Consider the following 1030-nt stretch of genomic DNA (forward strand, 5'->3'; position numbering starts at 1 on the left):
GGGTGGTGTCTGGGGTGTCCGGGTCGGTGTTCGGTGTGGGTGGTGTGCGGGTGTCGGATGTGGGGGCGGGTGGGGTGGCGTTGTGGGAGCGGCGGTTTCGGGCGGCGCGTTTCACGTTGCCGGCGTGGGCGAAGAGTGCTCCGGATCGGTGTGTGTTCGTGGGGGACGGTTCGGGGCGGGCGCAGGTGTACTGCTGGGATCGTGGGGCGGGCACGGTGCGGCAGGTGACCGAGGGGGCGTCGGGGGTGGCGCATTGCGCGATCGAGGCGTCGGGTGAGGCGGTGTGGTGGTTCGCCGATACCGGTGGGGATGAGTTGGGGCAGTGGATGCGTCAGCCGTTCGGGGGCGGCCCCGATACGCCGGCGATCGTGGGGGCGGACGCGTACTGGCAGGCGGGGCTGGCGATCGGGCTGCGGGGACACGCTCTGGTGGGGCGTTCCACCGAGGAGGGCACGACGGTGTCGCTGGTGGGTCCCGACGGGCGGGCGAGGGTGTTGTACGGGCATGAGGAGCCGGCGTACGCGGTGGATCTCTCGCGTGATCTGACGCTGGCGGTGATCGCGCACAGTGAGCGTGGTGATCTTTTCGATCCGGGGGTGCGGGTGGTGTCGGTGGCCGACGGGTCGCCGGTGGCGGATCTGGAGGGGGAGGCGGTGGGTTTTTGCCCGGTGCCCGGTGACAACCGGTTGCTGCTGCTGGAGGGGCGGGGCGACGGGTGGGAGCCGGCGCTCTACGACGTGGCGTCCGGGGTGTGGGAGCGCCACACGCTGGGGCTGGCGGGGGAGACGTCGGTGGAGTGGGCGCAGGACGGGGCGTCGTTGCTGGTGGTCCAAGACCATCGGGCGCGGTCGCGGATGTACCGGTTCGTGCTGGCCTCAAGCACGTTGGAGGAGTTGGAGGTGGCGCCGGGGACGGTGGAGCATGCGCGGACCCGGCCGGGGGGCGGGGTGTGGATGCTGTGGTCCGACTCGGCGCATCCGCCGGTGTTCACGGCGTTGGGTGAGGAGGAGCCCGGGTTCCCGGCGGGTGA

At 71.8% G+C, this 1030-nt stretch carries 1 pseudogene; it reads left to right on the forward strand.

Annotation, left to right across the window (positions count from 1 at the left end):
* Positions 1–224: 224 nt before the first annotated feature.
* Positions 225–1030, forward strand: a pseudogene (locus ACFWUQ_RS31505) (S9 family peptidase); the annotation flags it as partial.

Source organism: Streptomyces sp. NPDC058662, assembly GCF_042716255.1.
GTDB lineage: Bacteria > Actinomycetota > Actinomycetes > Streptomycetales > Streptomycetaceae > Streptomyces.